The organism is Corynebacterium felinum, assembly GCF_030408755.1.
Taxonomy (GTDB): Bacteria; Actinomycetota; Actinomycetes; order Mycobacteriales; family Mycobacteriaceae; genus Corynebacterium; species Corynebacterium felinum.
Window position 1 is genome coordinate 1841441 of sequence record NZ_CP047209.1, and the last position, 16751, is coordinate 1858191.

15 protein-coding genes are annotated in these 16751 nt (G+C 53.1%); 12 read left to right on the forward strand and 3 right to left on the reverse strand.

The features are described from left to right. Positions 1–187: 187 nt before the first annotated feature. The 11 genes from CFELI_RS07875 (at position 188) to CFELI_RS07925 (ending at position 12726) form a co-directional block, all read left to right on the forward strand. Positions 188–1810 (forward strand): SpaH/EbpB family LPXTG-anchored major pilin, encoded by a 1623-nt coding sequence (locus CFELI_RS07875; protein WP_277103607.1) that lies wholly within the window; start codon positions 188–190, stop codon positions 1808–1810. Positions 1811–2005: 195 nt separating this feature from the next. Beyond that, on the forward strand, positions 2006–2941 hold the full coding sequence (locus CFELI_RS07880; protein ID WP_277103606.1) for a class C sortase: 936 nt from the start codon (positions 2006–2008) through the stop codon (positions 2939–2941). Continuing rightward, positions 2938–3714 (forward strand): prealbumin-like fold domain-containing protein, encoded by a 777-nt coding sequence (locus tag CFELI_RS07885; protein ID WP_277103605.1) that lies wholly within the window; start codon positions 2938–2940, stop codon positions 3712–3714. Before CFELI_RS07880 ends, CFELI_RS07885 begins: the two co-directional genes overlap by 4 nt. Before the next feature lie 27 nt (positions 3715–3741). Next, positions 3742–9468: a DUF5979 domain-containing protein gene (locus CFELI_RS07890; RefSeq protein ID WP_277103604.1), complete on the forward strand. Its 5727-nt coding sequence runs from the start codon at positions 3742–3744 to the stop codon at positions 9466–9468. A 462-nt stretch (positions 9469–9930) separates the two neighbouring features. Then, positions 9931–10242 (forward strand): HNH endonuclease, encoded by a 312-nt coding sequence (locus CFELI_RS07895; RefSeq protein ID WP_277103603.1) that lies wholly within the window; start codon positions 9931–9933, stop codon positions 10240–10242. A gap of 20 nt (positions 10243–10262) precedes the next feature. Further along, positions 10263–10742, forward strand: coding sequence for an SMI1/KNR4 family protein (locus tag CFELI_RS07900; protein ID WP_277103602.1), 480 nt, complete (start codon positions 10263–10265; stop codon positions 10740–10742). 16 nt (positions 10743–10758) lie between these two features. Beyond that, the gene (locus tag CFELI_RS07905) at positions 10759–11238 is read left to right on the forward strand and encodes an SMI1/KNR4 family protein (RefSeq protein WP_277103601.1); all 480 of its coding nucleotides are present in this window, start codon (positions 10759–10761) and stop codon (positions 11236–11238) included. A 16-nt stretch (positions 11239–11254) separates the two neighbouring features. Next, entirely contained in the window at positions 11255–11734 is a 480-nt protein-coding gene (locus CFELI_RS07910) for an SMI1/KNR4 family protein (RefSeq protein WP_277103600.1), read from the forward strand. A 16-nt stretch (positions 11735–11750) separates the two neighbouring features. Then, positions 11751–12038, forward strand: a complete 288-nt coding sequence (locus CFELI_RS07915) for a hypothetical protein (RefSeq protein WP_277103599.1) — start codon at positions 11751–11753, stop codon at positions 12036–12038. 45 nt (positions 12039–12083) lie between these two features. After that, positions 12084–12230: a hypothetical protein gene (locus CFELI_RS07920; protein WP_277103598.1), complete on the forward strand. Its 147-nt coding sequence runs from the start codon at positions 12084–12086 to the stop codon at positions 12228–12230. Between the two features lie 16 nt (positions 12231–12246). Next, on the forward strand, positions 12247–12726 hold the full coding sequence (locus CFELI_RS07925) for a hypothetical protein (protein ID WP_277103597.1): 480 nt from the start codon (positions 12247–12249) through the stop codon (positions 12724–12726). A gap of 451 nt (positions 12727–13177) precedes the next feature. Here the strand turns inward: CFELI_RS07925 and rpsO are convergent, their stop codons facing one another. The 3 genes from rpsO to CFELI_RS07940 all read right to left on the reverse strand — a co-directional run bounded on the left by rpsO (position 13178) and on the right by CFELI_RS07940 (position 15573). Continuing rightward, on the reverse strand, positions 13178–13447 hold the full coding sequence (rpsO, locus tag CFELI_RS07930; protein WP_277103596.1) for a 30S ribosomal protein S15: 270 nt from the start codon (positions 13445–13447) through the stop codon (positions 13178–13180). Positions 13448–13591: 144 nt separating this feature from the next. After that, a complete protein-coding gene (locus tag CFELI_RS07935; RefSeq protein ID WP_277103622.1) occupies positions 13592–14569 on the reverse strand; it encodes a nucleoside hydrolase in 978 nt (325 codons plus the stop codon). Between the two features lie 17 nt (positions 14570–14586). Beyond that, positions 14587–15573: a bifunctional riboflavin kinase/FAD synthetase gene (locus tag CFELI_RS07940; protein WP_277103595.1), complete on the reverse strand. Its 987-nt coding sequence runs from the start codon at positions 15571–15573 to the stop codon at positions 14587–14589. Positions 15574–15640: 67 nt separating this feature from the next. Between CFELI_RS07940 and truB the strand changes: the two genes are divergently transcribed. Beyond that, positions 15641–16615, forward strand: coding sequence for a tRNA pseudouridine(55) synthase TruB (gene truB, locus CFELI_RS07945; RefSeq protein WP_277103594.1), 975 nt, complete (start codon positions 15641–15643; stop codon positions 16613–16615). The last annotated feature ends 136 nt before the right edge of the window (positions 16616–16751 follow it).

Below are 16751 nucleotides of genomic sequence, written 5' to 3' on the forward strand. Positions count from 1 at the left end.
CACCCGAGCAAAACAGCAAAGTTTCTGCTTAGCGCAATGATTTTCATTACCGCTCACGCGACTTTCACAGTTTCCTTGCGCTGAATATCTACAATATTCCAGCCTGACTTTGTGCTGTGTTTGCCGCCCAAACGGCACCCCTCTACCCACAGCCCAAACTCTTAGCTTTTTCTAAGGAGATTGTTGTATGTCTCGTTCAACACGCTTTGCATCACTACTTGCAACCACTGCGGTCCTATCCTCTTCATTCATGGTCGGCCTACCACTGGCCAGCGCCGTGGACACGCCTGCGAACGCAGCAATCTCCGGTATTCCCGCTGAGGTCACCTTGAAGGTGCACAAGCTCGTGGGCCTTCCCAATAACGTTCAGGCCACCGGCGCCGATCTTGGTCAGGCACTTCCTGAAGGCACCACTCCAGGTGAGGGCGTGACTTTTTACGCCTACCGCGTCAAGGCCGTTGACCTGACAACCCAAGCAGGCTGGCGCGAAGCAGCAAAGCTGGATCTGAACACTCTGTTTGAAGAAAAGCTGCGTACTCCTGGTGCACGCACTGATGCTGTGGAAGAACAGAAGACTGCTGTCAGTGGCGCTGATGGTGTGGCAAGCTTTGACAAGCTTCCTGTTGGATTGTACCTAGTGGTGGAAGAAGCATTCCCGAAGCCCAACGGCCAGGCTGCATCTCCTGCCGCACCATTCTTAGTCACCGTGCCCACCACTGAGCCTACGCAGCGCCACACCTGGCTCGATACGGTGCACGTGTACCCCAAGAATCAGGTTGTGCCTAAGCCTCAGAAGAAGATCATTGATCCCGTAGCCACTGATCCCGCTCAAGCTGCTAATCTCACCGGTTCGGCTGTGGGCGAAACTATCGGCTTCGAAATCAACGCGACTGCACCTAAGCACCCAGCACATGATCCGTACACCGGTTTTGTCATCGCCGACCTACTGGCTGAAGAACTCGCTGAGCCCACTGTCACAGAGGTGTCCATCAATGACGCAAAGCTCGACTCTGCCGAATTCGATGTTGCTGCATACCAGATCGAAAACCGTTGGGCGCTGCGTATTTCCTTGAAAGAAGAGGCCGCCAAGAAGCTCGGTGCTGCAGATGCATCGGTGAAGGCAACGTTCGTGGCCAAGGTGGAAAAACTGCCTGCGCGCACCTTGGATAACAAGGCTTTTGCTATTCCACAAAAGGTCGAAGTTTCTCCAGAAAACAACAACACGTGGAATCCTGTGGTTGAGGGTCCCAAGAATGGTTCGGAATCTTCCACTGCGAAGGCTGTTTTTGGCACGATCACTGTGACCAAGCACGACGAAGCAAATGCTGCTTTGGCAGATGCTCAGTTCCAGCTGCACCGTTGCGGTGCCGATAACAAGGTAGTTGCTGGTTCCCTGCCTATTAAGGCTGATGGGAAAACAGAGTGGACTTCGTCCAAGGAAGGTACCTTTACCATCAACGGTATTCACTTGGGCAATATTGATACCGCTGCAACTACTGGTCCTGCCGACACCACTGTGGCCTACACCGACCTATGGGCACATCAAGGCACCCAGTTCTGTTTGGTTGAGGTGCAAGCACCTGCTGGTTTCGCTTTAGCTCCTGCCCCAATCCCTGTGCCTGGCTTGACTGCGAATGAAGCAACCCAGGAAGTAGTCAAGGTTAATCTCACTGCCCTGAACACCAAGGCGAATGCTGATTTCACCCTGCCACTCACCGGTGGTAAGGGCTTGTGGTCACTGCTGGGTTCAGGCGTTGTGCTTCTTCTGCTGTGCGTAGCACTGATTGTTCGTTCCCGGAAGAACTTCTAACTCAGCCGGTGGCGTCGGTACTCGTCGTCACCATTATTGCGTGCCCTTTTCACCTGTTTCCTCTTACTCGCGCGAGTGCGTAAGGTTCCCCCCGCCCACTTTTAGTGTGGTTGTGGGCGGGGGTGAGGTTTTTCACGTTTTTGTTTCTCCCTTGATGGCCCGTGTGTGCAGATAAGTGAAGTGTTTACACAGCTGATGACAAAACATACTGAAACATCCCTTTCGCCGACTTCCTCAGCACAGCGGCAAGGTCGGCGCACCCTTTGTGCGGTGCTGATTTTAGCTTTGGCTGGTGTGAGTTTGTTGCTGTATCCGCTGGGCGTGACCTTGCTTCATAATTCTCAGCAGGTTGCGCAGGTGGATCAGTACCGCCGTGCGCATGCGCAGGTTGATGATCACGATCGAAATTTTTGGCTGCAGCGTGCGCGTGAGTACAACGCGCAGTTTAGTGGTGCCCCGATTTTGGATCCGTGGCTGCGCCGTGTGGCTCGCGATAACGATCCGTATCAGGATTATGTGCGTGAGCTGAATCCTTCGGGCACTCCTGATGCTGTGATGGCTGTCATCGCTGTGCCGAGTATTGGTGTGAAGTTGCCTGTTTTGCACGGTTCTTCCCCGCACACATTGGAGCAGGGTGTGGGTCACTTGTATGGTTCGGCGTTGCCTGTTGGTGGCGTGGGTACGCACAGCATCGTCACAGGGCATACCGGGCTTGTGGGGGCGACGATGTTTGACAAGCTTATCGACGTCGCTATCGGTGATGCGATCTATATCGATGTTCTGGGGGAAACATTGAAGTACGAAGTTGGCGCAATCACCACGGTGCTGCCCGATGAGATTTCGCAGTTACAGCCAGTCGCCGACCAGGATCTGCTGACCTTAATTACCTGCACGCCCTACGGGATTAACACTCACCGTTTGCTTGTGCAGGCCCATCGTGTCGACGTCGATACGCACGAAGCTGCCGAAGTGTTCGACCATGCCAGCATTTGGCAACCCTGGATGATCGTCGTGCTTGGCATCATCGTGCTCTTTGTCCTCATCCTCGCCTACTACCTGCTACGCACACGACGCCGCACCCACACAACTGAAGTAGGTCGACACCGCATCACCGAAGAAAGCGCATCATGATCACTCACACAATTCGTCGGTTTGCTCTCAGCACAGGGCTTAGCCTGAGCCTTTTGTGCGCGATTACACCCCCTGTGTGGGCATCCGCACCCTATCTGGCACCAAGCGCAGAAACCCTCGCACAGTTCGACGGACACCACCGTGGCCAGGTCACAGTCACTTTGATTAACGACAACCGCTTCGACGACCAAGCAGCCCCAACCACCGGCGTACCAGTCCTGCTTGCACAAATCGCAGACGTTGACCTGCTCCACCCCACCGCCTGGAACTTTCACAAACCCGAAACCACCCACGCCTACGTCGAAGCTGCGCAACAATTGGCAAGCTCCGACATCGCAGCCCGCTACACGCAAACAACCGACAGCAACGGCACCGCAACCTTTAACGACCTGCCCATTGGCGTCTATGTCGTACTGCCTGCCGAGGCGGAGAAAAACTTCTTCCACCCGCTTGTGCTCAGCGTGCCGCACTACACGCCGCTATCAGGGGTGCTCACACTCAGCGTGTCCACCTACCCCAAACCGCGCCCAACAAACGACGGAGCACCTACGCCACAGCCGCAACCAATACCAACCACCAGCGTGCACGCGACCCCACCAGCCACACCGGACAAAGCTCACGGATCAACGCAGTGGGCACTCAGCCTTGCACACACCGGTGCCAACACAGTGTGGCTTGCACTGATAGGCATCGTGCTGCTTGCCTGCGGACTCCTTCTCTTCCTGCGCCGATACCGCAACCACCCCAATACATCCCAAGAACCCAGCCTGTAGGAACTCGAAAAAGAAACGGAGAGCACCATGAAGATTTCGTGGCCACGGCGCACACCACCATCACCACCAAGACGCACACGCGCCCGACTAGCCCGACTCGCCGCACTCACTTTGAGCACAGTTCTCACAGTGGGCCTAGCACCAGTAGTCGTCAACCCCACCCAGCCTGCGGCAACCGCCCACGCACAAACACCACCCCGCGCCACAGGCACAGTCGCTGACGCCGACACCGGAACGTGTGGCAGCTCCGTGGCACTTGTCTTCGACCTCTCCAACTCACTGAATGCCACCGACGTATACAACGCAAAAATTGCCGTTAAACAGCTTATTCGTAACCTCAGTGGCGCACCCTACACATTTGCCCTCTACACCTTCGCCTCCACCGCGCCGGCATACGGAAACCCGAATCTCATGGGTACAAACATCTTTAACTCCAAAGATACCGAGCCACTTCTGGCCGCAGTGGACCGACTCCACCTGCCCGGTGGCCCCAACGGTGGCACCAACTGGGAAGGCGCATTCCGGCGCCTGAGCGAAGATGCCGCCCTTGGCAACCGCTACGATACCGTCTACTTCATCACCGACGGCTCCCCCACCTTCGCCGAAAACGGTTCCAACAGGGCAGGTAACTCCACCGAAAAAAACGAACTCTACGACGCCATCGCAGCGAAAGAAGAGTTCGAAAACCGCTTCCACTCCAAAGTGATTCCCGTAGGTGTGGGGCACGATATTAGTACCAACGCACCTCGCCCCATCTTCGAACTGGGGAATTGGCCAATCTATGATTCCAACGGCTGGTTCCGCGGCTACCAATATGGTTGGGGAAGCCGCGAATCTCAAACCCCACGCGCCATGCTTGAGAAAATCACAGGCCGGGGCCAGAACGCCATTTATGTTCGCGACTACTCCGAACTGCCCAATGATCTAGCCCGCAATGTGGTTACTGGCTGCATGTACGTGGTCAACAACATTGTTGACGGCACAGGAAAAGTCATCCACCATGCCCCCGACTGGACCTACGGGCTAGATGCATCAGGACGAGCACGAATCCCACAATCGGTGACCACCTCCGATCAAGGTAGCGCCCATTTTTCTGCCAAAGACTTCGGTAACGGCTCAGTACAGATCACCATCACGCAACGCACCGCACCAGGCTTTCGACTCGTCCCCAACACAGACGGTTCCCTTGCCACATGTAAGGCGTTTCGCGCGGGGCAAGGACAAGTGATACTTCCGGTCACCAACGTCGGAAAAAATGGCATCAAAGTTCAAGCCAGCGCTACGGAAATCGTGTCCTGCGAATTTAATAACGAACCTTCTGCTCCACTGGCACTGCAAAAAACTGACATTATCCGCACCCCACAGCTTCAGCAGGAACTCAACTCAAAGGCCGACGACTTCACCTTCACCTGCACCCACCCTGCAGAACGCACCATTAAAGGTGAGCGTCAAGGCTTAAAGTCAATGACCGAACTGAACAAAGAAGATTTGGGCACGCTGCCCATCGGCACCGAGTGCACCGTGACTCAAAAACTCAGCCCCTTTGACCGCAACCGCATTAACGTGGACGTAAACTGGTTCGGTACCAATCTGGATATTCTCGACGTCTCACCCGATGGTCTAACGGTGAAAGTTCGCGCGAACGGCAACGCCTACCACACCAACGGCTCCACTCTTCGTGCGGTTAATACCTACACCGCAAAACTGGCAACGTTGCGCTTGAGCAAAGAATTCTCAGCCGAAAACCAGCTTCCATTCAACGAAGCCCCCTTTGGCTACGGCATCACCTACTCCTGCCGCTATGTACCCAACCCTAAGGCAATGCCGGAGGCACACAACGCTCCATCCCTCTACGAAGTAGCTACTGGCGACGCCATCTTGATGCGTTCGGGAATCCTCGAACTTGGCCCCTACCCCGTTGGCACCCAGTGCATTTTGAACGAAAAAGCATTAGCCAACGGCCACGGCGATCCCGCAGTTGAAAACTATGACCTCACCACCAGCTGGTCATCAACATTATGTGGCGAAAAAGGCAAGCAGTGTACCTCCAACATTGTGCGTTTAGCTTCCGAAGGTAAGCATGATCTAAGCGTGACCAATACCTACACAAGAAAAACCACCAGCTTAAGCGTGTCCAAAAAGCTGGAAGGTAAAGCCGCGCAGCTTGGTTTAGGTACTCCCTATCTTTTCGACATCACCTGTCAAGACGGTCACAAACAAAGCTTTAGCCACACCGGCCTGCACGTGCCCGGCGGTTCCCGCAACCTCATCGAGGGCATCCCCGTGGGCTCGAAATGTACCATCACTGAGCAACCCAGTACGCACCCACAGGTAGATATCACCCAGCCTGCTGAGCAGACTATTACCATCAACGAAGATCCCCACGACAACAACGTGGACATTATTAACCACCTTGAGCCCAAGATGGGTGAAATTCGCCTCAGCAAAAATGTCGATGCCACAGGCATCGTGGACGAAGCTACCCGCCAACGCGTCGCTGAAATGACATTCACCGTGATTGCTCGATGCCGCAGCAAAAACCGCGACTGGGAAGTCTTCACCCACGATATTCGCGACAACGAAACCTGGACTGTTGGCACTTTCCCCTTCGGCACCCACTGTGGCTTTGAAGAAACCACTCCAGCACCTGAAGGCGTGGACATGGTTGCTAAGTTCAATCCACAATCCGTGGAAGTTTCTTCCACCGATGGCCACGACGTGACCTTGACCAACACATTAAGCACCGCCACCGGTGATCTCAAAGTGATCAAGGCAACCGATACCACTGCCCTCGATGAGCATGCACGAAACCTCGTGCCGACGTCGTTACGCGTGCACTACCAGTGCGGTGCCAACACCGGCACCCTCGATATCAACGAAGCCGGCGGCTGGACCGCAACCAGCCCCGACCTCAGCGCCGTTGCCGGACAGCAGTGCACCTTCACCGAGGAAATCACCGACGTACCCGAGCTTAAGCGCAGCACCAAGTGGAAAGCCGCAGGGTTTAGTGGCGAAGGCAATACCTTCACCATGACCTTCCCCACCGACGGAATCGGCATGATCGTCAACCTTGCCAACACCTATACCCGCAGCACAACGCCGCTGACACTACACAAAAAAGCTACGCTCGCTGTCCCCGATTCGCTCAAGCACCTCAACGTGCGCGACCTCGAAAACGCGCTAGGCATCAACGATACGAACTACACCCTCAGCTATCGGTGCAGCGTCGACGGACGCGACATCCTTTCCGGTTCCACCGTGCTGAAAAACAACGAAAGCACCACAATCGATGCCCCCATTGGCACCACCTGTGAAGTCACCGAAACCCCCACCCTTCTGCTGAACACTGAGGGGCCGGATAATGCGTGGACAACCAGCGTGAACCCGAACCCAACGCAGGGCGATCACACCCAGATTGAGGTGCGTCAGCACCCCGCAAAGCCTTACGACGTCGTCTCGGAGTCCACGTATCACGCACAGTCTGCATCCTTCAATGTGAAGAAGAAGGTGGGCGGTGATGGCGTACACACCATCACTAGCGACCGAAAGTTCCGTTTCACTTATGAGTGCACGCTTGGTGGGGTGTCTCTCACCCAAGGTGAGTTGAATATCAGCCGCTACGATAGCGCGCAATCTGCTGCCGTGACCGGCCTGCCTTTAGGCGCAACGTGTCGCATCATTGAAGATCCCGATAGTGCTTCGGAGCCGCGTGCGCAATGGAAGGCAAACTGGACACTGACCGACGGACCAACCGGCTGGGAAGGCCCTGAGCAGCAGTGTGAGTATGCGGCGAATTGTTCTACCTTCAGCACTCAACCTAACCCAATTGCTGAATTAGATGCTGATGGGCAGCCCCTGCCAACGCCTAAGATTGTGCCGAATGGCGCAGCACTGCGCATGATTGAAAAAGGCAAGGCTTTGGACAGCAACTTTTTCCAGGGCACGGTGGTGCTGTGGAATAACTACGCATACGAGCGTATGAGCATCAAGCTTGAGCATATTTTAGAAGGCGATGGGCCTGAGCTGGCAGAAAATGATGACTTCGAATTCACCATGACCTGTGTTCCTCCTGGCTGGGAGGGCCTGCATGCGGATAAGAAGGCGCAGATGTCTGATCCTTCGGTGCGCACTCAGGTGACAAAGACTGGTTTTGGTTTTGTGGATTTCCCCACTTCTATCCCCGTGGGGTATTCCTGCCAGGTGACCCGCCAGGATGCCCCTACTTATGATGCGACTGTAGCCACCTCATTCCGCGGTGCGGATCAGGATGATCCTCAGGTTCCCGTTGCTCGATTTGTTGTTGAGCCTGATCCGGGTGTTTTCCGTACAAAGAAGATCACGGTGATTGATGATTACACGCGTGCCCGTACTCCGGTGAATGTGTCTGCCCGTTTTGTCGATCATAAGGATACGGTGAATCCTTACCTGTTGAAGAAGGACTTCACTGTGGCGTGGACGTGCGCTGACCCTGTGACGAAGAGGAAGTACCAGGATCAGGTCACTGTGGCCGATGCTGCTGAGCTGATTCGGGTCACCACTGCTGATGGTAAAGACTTGCCGGTTGGTACTCGTTGCGTGTTTGGCCAGGATACAGATGGTTTTATTCCGCCGGAGATGGCTGCGAAGGAAGATCATCCTTGGGTTCAGAGTTTGAATCGTGTGGTTGTGACTGCTGATTCCACGCCGATGCACCAGCTGACGGGCTCGTTGGTTGCTGATGTTGTGGTGCCGAAGTCTGGCCCTATGGCTGTTGATTTCACTTCCACGTATTGGGTTGAACAGCGACTTTTGTGGTTGAGTCCTTTTGTTGAGGGCGATGATGACCACCAGTTTTTTAAGCTCACCACGAATTTTGTTTATGACTATGAGTGCGTGATGCCTATGTTGTTGCCTGCTCAGGAGCTTTCGCCTTGGCCTGGTTCCGAAGTCTTTGTGTCTGAGCAAGGTGTGCGCGGTGTGAAGGGTTCGTTTGAGGTTCGTTTGGGCGACAACTGGATTTCGCCGAAAGTTCCCGATGGCTCGTCGTGCAAGGTGTATGCTCGCCCTATTGATCCTGCGATTGCGGAGCGTTTGGTTGAGAAGAATCGTCGCTTGGAGTTGAATTATGTTCACCCTGTGGCTGATGTTCCTGACTCAAATAAACCGCTGGAGCATCCTGACGCCCACACCGGTGGTGCTGTACGCATTCCTTTAACGGATGAGGGTTTTGTCTTGGATGGGCGTAATTCTGGTGCCTTGGTATTCCACAGTGTATACCGCACCGATGGTGTGGTGATGGTGCGCAAGGTAAACCCTGAAGGCGGTGTTGTCTCGGGAGCGAAGTTCGCAATTTATGCCGCTGATGAGACTGGAAAGATGGCAGGAAATCCTGTGGTGCCGGTGCTTAATACTGGTTCGACGAATGAGTTTGCCACGCGTTTGCGCCCGGGTAGTTATTTCCTGGTGGAGACCCAGTCTGGTGTGGATAGTGCGTTGCTTCCGTCGCCGTGGCGTTTTGATGTTCTGGCGACTAATGCTGGTGGTTCTGGCGATGTGACTATTGAGCTTTCAGATAAAGCCCGTGATTCTGGTTTGGTTTCCTTGATTCCGGCTTCTGGGAAGATGCCGTGGATTATTGAGGTTGCGAATGTTGCTTCGGGTGAGCTTCCGTTCACTGGCGGAAAGGGTATTTTCACCCTTCTTTGTTTGGGTGTGTCTCTTCTGCTGAGTTGTCTGGGAGTGATTGCTTTCCGTTTGTCTAAGCGCTTGAACTAATGAAGTACTAAGCGGGGAGGATCAGCATTGATTCTCCCCGCTTTCGTGTGTTCGCCCAGCATGGGTTTGTTCTTATGCAGCATCTGAGGTGCTGTGGGGAGAAAACTTCAAGCGAAATTCTGCACCGAGACACACGAATCATATAAAGGCGCGTTGGTCTGGGTGGGGCTGCAAGTAAAGTGGAAGCCCGTTACATCAGAGTGGTCGGTGTGTAGATGTGGCGGTTGTAGGAGGAAAGAGCATGTTCTTCCTGTGACAGACTGTGCCAAGTAGGTGCGTTAAGCCTTGTGTGGGTGTGGTGTAGCAGGGGGAGACACCGCAGCAGAACGAGCAAACGCCATGCTCAAAGCACTTTCGAAGCGTCACGCTATGGATTAAGAGCATCGCAAAACCGCTTTAGCCGTCTTATACCTCAGCTACAAAATACGATGGTGAGAAAACCTCAATGCTCTTCCCAAGAATTTGCATGAAACCTATGGTGAAACCGTTAAATTTACCTATGGAGGGTTTCCTATTTTTGATGAATTTGTGCGTGGAATAGCTGGCACGCCCGCTGATCTAGTGATGGATTGGACGAAAGCTGGCACCACACGCGAAAGCCATTACCGGTACTGTGATAAACAGATGGGCGTCACCGAAAGATATCCTCGTAATCATACATTAACGTGGCAGCATCATCAGGATAAAGGACGAATGCAACTTGTACCTACAAAGTTCCATGGCCCAGTGAAACTCACAGGCGGCTTTGCTATTTGGGGCAAAAGTACACCATAAATACAAGGAAGGTTTAATACGTGTGGAATGACCTTTTTTTCGAGCAAGGACAGCCGTGTGATCAAGCGCGGATTGATGCGATTCACACACGAATCCGCTTCGAACTGCCCGAAAAATACCAAGAAGTAATCCGCGGATGCGGCGGGGGAATGCTTAGACGGGGTATTGATCAACTACGAGACGACGATGAATTAGGCTGTCGCCTTCGTATATTGTACGGCAATGGGAAACCACCCGGAAAAATTACTGACTATGATCTTGATGGCTACGCAATGCAGCTAATGCACATTTGGGAAATGCCTTCCTGGGGATACTTCATCGGCCAAGCTGAAGGAGAAATCCACACCCCCATCCTGCTGAATCTTTCAAACCCCAACTACCCCATGGGCGCACTCATCTGTGTCGATATGGAATGCAACAAGGAAGTCCTGATCGCTAACTCCTTCGAGGAACTCTGGCACAAAATCGAATCCAACCTTGCCAATAAATCGGACAATTAAACTGTTTGGAATTAACATGTGGGATCAGATTTTTCTCAAAACTGGACAGCCCTGCGATCAAGCGCGGATTGATGCGATTCACACACGAATCCGCTTCGAACTCCCCGAAAAATACCAAGAAGTAATCTGCGGATGCGGCGGGGGTATTCTTGATCCAGATATTGATCGAATGCGCGACGACGATGAGTTAGGCTGTCGCCTTTATATGCTATTTGGCAATGGGAAAACAGCTGAGGATGATCCCGGATATGATCTTGATGGCTATGCAATGCAGCTCATGCACATTTGGGAAATGCCATCGTGGGGATACTTCATCGGTGAAGCCGAAGGAGAAATCCACACCCCTATTTTGTTGAACCTTTCAAACCCCAACTACCCCATGGGCGCACTCATCTGTGTCGATATGGAATGCGACAAGGAAGTCCTTATCGCTAACTCCTTCGAGGAACTCTGGCGCAAAATCGAATCAAACCTCGCCAATAAATCGGACATTTAAATAGTTTGGAATTAACATGTGGGATCAGATTTTTCTCAAAACTGGACAGCCCTGCGATCAAGCACGAATTGAGGAGATTCACTCACGAATCCGCTTCGAACTCCCCGCAAAATACCAAGAAATAATCCGTGGCTGCGGCGGGGGCGTACTGAAATCGAGTGTTTATCAATTGCGTGACGACAGTGAATTAGGCTGCTGCCTTGACATGCTATTTGGCAATGGGAAACCAGCTGAGGATGATCCTGGCTATGATCTTGATGGCTACGCAATGCAACTCATGCACATCTGGGAAATGCCATCGTGGGGATACTTCATCGGTGAAGCCGAAGGAGAAATCCACACCCCTATTTTGTTGAACCTTTCAAACCCCAACTACCCCATGGGCGCACTCATCTGTGTCGATATGGAATGCGACAAGGAAGTACTCATCGCTAACTCCTTCGAGGAACTCTGGCGCAAAATCGAATCAAACCTCGCCAATAAATCGGACATTTAAATAGTTTGGAATTAACATGTGGGATCAGATTTTTCTCAAAACTGGACAGCCCTGCGATCAAGCACGAATTGAGGAGATTCACTCACGAATCCGCTTCGAACTCCCCGCAAAATACCAAGAAATAATCCGTGGCTGCGGCGGGGGCGTACTGAAATCGAGTGTTTATCAATTGCGTGACGACAGTGAATTAGGCTGCTGCCTTGACATGCTATTTGGCAATGGGAAACCAGCTGAGGATGATCCTGGCTATGATCTTGATGGCTACGCAATGCAGCTCATGCACATCTGGGAAATGCCCTCCTAGGGATACTTCATCGGCCAAGCTGAAGGAGAAATCCACACCCCCATTTTGCTGAACCTCTCAAACCCCAACTACCCCATGGGCGCACTCATCTGTGTCGATATGGAATGCGACAAGGAAGTACTCATCGCTAACTCCTTCGACGAACTCTGGCACAAAATCGAATCAAACCTCGCCAATAAATCGGACATTTAAATAGTTTGGAATTAACATGTGGGATCAGATTTTTCTCAAAACTGGACAGCCCTGCGATCAAGCGCGGATTGATGCGATTCACACACGAATCCGCTTCGAACTGCCCAAAAAATACCAAGAAATAATCCGCGGATGCGGCGGGGGTATTCTTGATCCAGATATTGATCGAATGCGCGACGACGATGAGTTAGGCTGTCGCCTTTATATGCTATTTGGCAATGGGAAACCACCCGGAAAAATTACTGACTATGATCTTGATGGCTACGCAATGCAGCTCATGCACATCTGGGAAATGCCCTCCTGGGGATACTTCATCGGCCAAGCTGAAGGAGAAATCCACACCCCCATTTTGCTGAACCTCTCAAACCCCAACTACCCCATGGGCGCACTCATCTGTGTCGATATGGAATGCGACAAGGAAATACTTATCGCTAACTCCTACGACGAACTCTGGCACAAAATCGAATCAAACCTCGCCAATAAATCGGACAACTAAACTGAAGTTTTCTCACCAGCGAAATGCGTAGGAAACGCTGACCTGTGGTTTGGTGGGTATGCCGCAACGAAACCGCGCAGGGCTCTTACCCAGAATGATTTGTGAAAAGTAAACAATTACGAGTGGAACTCCCGCGTGCGTGCGTTTCTGTCACTCTTTTATCACAATTTCTATTGAACGTACCTTCAGAGCTTGGCGACACACCCACCGCAAACACCATAACCTTCGCTCACATCAACGGGCTGCGACTCGTTGGGTACAGGCAATCATGCTGCTGCGCTGGCTTTATGAAGCAGCCGGACCCGACCCCCAAATTAGGGCATTAGTATTCGTCGGCGTAGAGAGAGCACAACAAAACCCGCCGTTGCCATCGCTCAAAGAGCGACAATCACGGCGGGTTTGACACGCAAGGAATTATTCCTTGAATGAAAAAGGCAAAGCTGCTAAAAAATTAGCGGCGCAGACCCAGGCGAGCAATCAGATCGCGGTAACGATCGATGTTGTTGTCAGCCAGGTACTTCAGCAGGCCACGACGACGACCAACCAGAAGCAGCAGACCACGACGAGAGTGGTGATCGTGCTTGTGGAACTTCAGGTGCTCGGTCAGGGTGTTGATGCGGTTGGTCAGCAAAGCAACCTGAGCCTCAGGAGAACCGGTGTCGGTCTCGTGCAGGCCGTACTCAGCCAGGATTGCCTTCTTCTGCTCAGCGTTCAGAGCCATAGGAATACTCCTCAGATATATTTCAGTCCACATAAAACAAAACCGACAACCCACACCCATACAAGAGCATGGGATTTACCGGTGAAACTTAAACTGCTGCGGACCGCAGTAAAAGAACCTTAAGAACTATAGCACACAAAAAGCCTAGGCGGACACATTCGCCCCAGCAGCAACCTTGCCCACGCGCGCCATAAACTCCTTCAAGAAGCGCTCAACATCAACGCCGGTAGCAACCTTGGCATTCTTCACTGGATCATTCAGGCGAGTCTCATCACCAATGGTGCGGCCACGGGTCGCCCCTTCAGTGTCAACCTTCAAGTTGATCGGCAACAATTGCACTAATGAAGGATCAACAGCAACACCTACTGCCAGCGGGTCGTGCAGGCCACAACCACCCAAATGAGGTGCAGTGGTGTCATAAGCCTTGATGTAATAGTCAGTAGCATCGGCCAAGAAGGCACCGGCCTTCGTGCCCAAAGCACGCCACTTCTTCGTCTCTTCATACGTCAGCAACGTTTGAAGAGTCACGTCCAAGCCAATCATTGTAATATCGGCGCAGCCACGCACCATCATGTCGGCAGCTTCAGGGTCCTGGTTGATATTCGCCTCCGCCCAAGGGCTGACATTGCCAGGCACAGTTAGTGCGCCACCCATGAACACAATATGCGCATTCGCAGCAAAGGAAGGATCCTTTTCCATAGCCGCAGCAATATTGGTCATTGCGCCAGTTGGAACAATCACCAAATCCTCACCGTAGGTGGCTACGGACTCGATAAGAAAATCTACCGCACTCTTGGTCTGCACAGTTGCCTTCGGCTCAGCAACCTCCACCTCACCAATACCGTTACGTCCATGGATGAACGCCGAGATTTCCAACACCTCGAAACTATCCTTTGCACGCGCATGCTCCACACCCGCAAACACTGGAACATCAGGACGCCCAAACAGCTCAAGCAACGCTAGATCATTGCGCACACCAGTTTCCACCAACACGTTGCCGTAGGTGGCGGTGATACCAATCAACTCAAACTCTTCACTGCCAAGGGCGTAGGCCAAGGCCAAAGCATCATCAATGCCGGTATCGAGATCTAAAATGAGCTTTTTCTTTGCTCCATCAACCACAATATTCACCTCTACTTTTACTGGGAGTTGAAGGTGACGTCGTCACGCTGAACAATCTCAAGCGTGGTGCGCACATCACCCTTAATTGTTTCCACTAATTCCTCAACGCTACTGAAAGTAAGCATGTCACGCACGAAATCAACAAACTCCACCTCAACAGTGTGCCCGTACAAGTCAGCGTCCTGATTAATCACATAACTTTCAACACTTCGGCGGGCATCACCGAAAGTGGGATTATCGCCGACCGAAATCGCCGCAGGATAGCGCACACCCGGCTGCATATCGCCCTCGACCGGCGCGGTCGAGACAATGCGCAACCAGCCGGCATACACGCCGTCTTTCGGCAACGCCACGGAATCAGGGAAATACAAGTTCGCGGTAGGGAATCCCAGCTCTTTGCCGCCACGACCAGCGCCGCGCACGACTTCCCCACTGACGCTAAAGGTGCGCCCCAACGCCCAGTTTGCGCGCGCAACATCGCCTTGGGCAAGCAGCCCACGAATCATGGTGGAGCAAATAATCTCGTCTTCTTCCTCCAACAAGTTTAAGACGAACACCTCAACCCCGTACTTTTCCCCCAGCTCCTGGAGAGTGTCGGTGGTGCCTGCAGCCTTGTACCCGAAGGTGAAATTCGAACCGACAACCACAGCTTTCGCTTGCAAGGAATTGACAATAACTTGAGTGAAAAACTCTTCGGGGCTAAGTCGCGCCATGTCCGCGCTAAAGCTCATTGCCAACATGTGGTCAATGCCTTCTGCTTCAGCCAGCTTCGCACGCTGCGCCACAGTGGCGAGCATTGGTGGGATCCGATCGGGGCGCAAAACCGCCAGCGGATGGGGATCAAACGTGAGCAGTACCGTGGGTACTCCTAGTTTTTTGCCGTGACCAACAGCGGTGTCAAGTAGTGTTTTGTGTCCGCGGTGCATACCGTCAAAAACACCGATCGTGACCACACTTGCCCGCAACTCGGATGGTATTTCATCGAATCCTCGCCAAATATTCACCTAGCTAACACTACGTGATACTTGCCCTGAATGGTCAAAAGGGTAGGGTGGTTCTAAACTTGGCGCCATGACCATTCCCCCCAAAGATCTCCTTTCCTCCTCCGGCCTCGTTATTGTGGACAAGCCCGCGGGCATGACTTCGCACGATGTTGTGGGGAAATTGCGCCGCGCATTCTCGACTCGTCGCGTCGGCCATGCTGGCACCCTTGATCCGATGGCAACAGGTGTTTTGATTGTGGGTCTTGAGCGGGGCACGAAGTTTCTTGCGCACATGGTGGCTTCCACGAAGTCGTATTCCGCCACGATCCGTTTAGGGCAAGCAACCACGACTGATGACAAAGAAGGCACACGCATATCCTGTGCTGATGCGAATGTGCTTGCGCAGCTTGACGACGCCGCCATCCACGACGCACTCACACACTTTCGGGGGCAGATCATGCAGCGTCCCGCAAAGGTGTCGGCCATCAAAATTAATGGCAAACGCGCCCACGAACGTGTTCGCGCGGGTGAAGATGTAGTAATCCCCGCCCGCCCAGTGGAAATCATGCGCTTTGAGATCCTTGAGATTCGCCGTGGCACCGATACCGCAGTACCAGTTGAGTACTCCGATGAGATTCCTCCCGCCCCAGCAGACGAGGTTGGATTCATTGATATTGATGTGGAGGTGGATTGCTCCTCCGGCACCTATATCCGTTCCCTTGCCCGTGACCTTGGGGAACACCTGAATGTGGGTGGGCATCTCACACAGCTGCGTCGCACAGCGGTTGGCCCGTTTACTCTCGACGATGCCCTGCCATTAGATGCACTGGAAGAAAACCCAGTGCTGAGCCTTTCGCTCGACGAATCCTTGATCCGCTGCTACCCCACCCTTGAGATCACCGAAGCTGAAGCCGCCGATTTGGCCAAGGGCCAGTGGCTTCAACCCCGCAAGCTCACAGGTGTGCATGCTGCTGTCGCCCCCAATGGGCAGGCCATTGCATTAGTCAAAGAACAAGGCAAGCGCCTCGCCAGCGTTTTCGTTGCCCGCCCCTCCACACTGTAACCACCGTTGCCACACGCTACCTGCCGATTTTTCCACCCCGTATCGTGTGGCTTCTTCCCAATCCGCCATCGTCAACCATGCTGGTGAAGATTACCCACCTCACAGTTGTTATGGCGGGCTAGAAACACCAATGCCC